We start from the raw sequence: 1,772 nt of genomic DNA, 5'->3' as shown, positions 1-1,772 counted from the left end.
CCGCCGCGGCCGCGGCGGGGCGGCTGCGCCGGGCGACGGACACGGCCGCGAGCGCTCCCGCCAGCGTCAGGTACTCCGAGGCCCGGCGCAGCCGCCCGGCCCGGCCGGTGGTGTACGCCCGGGGCACCAGACCGGGCCGGTGCTCGACGAGCCGGGCCGTGACGACTTCCGCCGCCGCGCCGATCGCAGCGAGCCGGCGGGCGGGGCCCGCCTCGGCCGGCGGCACCGTCAGCATGGCGAGCCCGGCGGCGGCAGCCGCCGCCGACCCGGTGAACAGGAAGGGAAGGTGCCGGCGGGCGTCGTGCCAGGCCGGTACGGCCGACTGGGAGAGCAGCACGGCCGTGTACGCGGCCAGGGGCGGGGCGAAGGCGGCCGCGGACAGACCGGCCGGCCGGGCGGCCCGGCTCAGCAGGCGGCCGGGCAGGCCCGCGCGCAGTGATGCGGGCAGCATCTCGGCCGCGGCGGCCAGGCCACTGCCGGGCCCGTAGGCCACGAGGATCCAGGTGCCGACGGACATCGGCGAGCTGGGCTTGGCGACCCGCAGCATGTGGTGGAACCGCTCGGGTCGGCCGAGGTCCGCGATCAGCAGTCCGGTACTGGCCAGGAGCGCGCCGAAGCCGCCCAAGCGTCCCGCCCGGCGCAGGGCGGGACGCCCCGTGAGGTCGGCTCCGGCGGCGAGCAGGGCGGAGCCGGCCGACAGCCCGCCGGTGAACAGGTAGGCCGGCACCTCCCACTTCCACACCGGCGGTTTCAGCACCGGCCGGCCGTAGTAGGAGCGGAACGCGGGCCGTTCGTCGCGTGCCTCCGGGGCGCCGGACCCGGACGTGTGCGCGTGCGCGTCGCCGGCCCCGGTGTCGCCGCGCGGGGCCCCGTCGTCCTCGCTCATCGCCGGCCCCCCTTCCAGAAGACGGCGGCGGACGCGGCCAGCAGGGCCGAGGCGGCCACCGCGGCGTGTTTCCACATGGACGGCAGGTCCCGGGTGGGCACGACCGGGTCCGGCGGCAGCCCGTACACCTCCGGATCGTCCAGCAGCAGGAAGAACGCGCCGTCGCCGCCCACACCGTCGTCGGGGTCGCGGCCGTACAGCCGTGCCTCACCCACCCCCGCCCCGTGCAGCTCCGCCAGCCGCCGGTCGGCCCGCTCCCGCAGCTCGTCGAGCGGGCCGAACTGGATGGAGTCCGTGGGGCACGCCTTGGAGCAGGCGGGCTCCAGATCCCCGCGCAGCCGGTCGTAGCACAGGGTGCACTTCCACGCGCGCCCGTCGTCGGGCCGCCGGTCGATGACCCCGTAGGGGCAGCCGGAGACGCAGTAGCCGCAGCCGTTGCAGATGTCGGGCTGCACCACGACCGAGCCGAACTCGGTGCGGAACAGCGCCCCGGTGGGGCACACGTCGAGACAGCCCGCGTGGGTGCAGTGCTTGCACACGTCGGAGGACATCAGCCAGCGGAACTCGGTGCGGGCCCCGGCCCCGTCGGTGGCGCCGGGCAGGTCGAAGGAGGGGAAGCCGAGATCGACCGGGCCGGTGCCCAGCTCGCCGCCGCCCCGCTCGGCGTCGCGCAGGGCGTCGCCCACCACCCGGTCCGTGGCCTCGGTGCCGGAGGAGCCGGTGGGCAGGCCGGACAGCCCCGTCTCCTGCCGTCCCAGTGGACGCTGCTGCTCGACGAAGGCGACGTGCCGCCAGGAGCTCGCGCCGAGCATGCCGGTGTTGTCGAACGACATGCCCAGCAGGTCGAGGCCGTCCTCGGGAACGTCGTTCCACTCCTTGCACGCCA

2 protein-coding genes are annotated in these 1,772 nt (G+C 76.6%); both read right to left on the bottom strand.

Annotated features, from left to right (window positions below):
• Nucleotides 1-886, bottom strand: an 886-nt coding sequence (gene nrfD, locus B7L92_RS31105; RefSeq protein ID WP_081240671.1) for an NrfD/PsrC family molybdoenzyme membrane anchor subunit, incomplete at its 3' end; no start/stop codon positions are given.
• Nucleotides 883-1,772: 4Fe-4S dicluster domain-containing protein (locus B7L92_RS31100; RefSeq protein WP_081240670.1), on the bottom strand; the 890-nt coding region annotated here is incomplete at its 5' end. The genes B7L92_RS31100 and nrfD, both read right to left, overlap by 4 nt.

Origin of the sequence: Streptomyces viridosporus (assembly GCF_002078235.1) — a bacterium.
Lineage (GTDB): Bacteria > Actinomycetota > Actinomycetes > Streptomycetales > Streptomycetaceae > Streptomyces > Streptomyces viridosporus.
This window is presented reverse-complemented; position numbering and strand designations above follow the sequence as displayed.